Here is a 207-nt window from a genome sequence, read left to right on the forward strand (position 1 = left end):
TGGGACAAATGATTGGGGTGAAGTCGTAACAAGGTAGCCGTATCGGAAGGTGCGGCTGGATCACCTCCTTTCTAAGGATATATTCGGAACATCTTCTATAGAAGATGACAAAGGAATAACATTGACATATTGTATTCAGTTTTGAATGCTCATTCGAGTATTCTTTAATGATTTGTACATTGAAAACTAGATAAGTAAGTAAAATTT

Annotated in this window: 1 rRNA gene; it reads left to right on the forward strand. The window is 35.7% G+C overall.

The features are described 5' to 3' along the window. Nucleotides 1–71, forward strand: a 16S ribosomal RNA gene (locus tag CD150_RS12945); the annotation flags it as partial. Nucleotides 72–207: the final 136 nt, after the last annotated feature.

This window comes from Staphylococcus ureilyticus (assembly GCF_002902235.1).
GTDB classification, from domain to species: Bacteria; Bacillota; Bacilli; order Staphylococcales; family Staphylococcaceae; genus Staphylococcus; species Staphylococcus ureilyticus.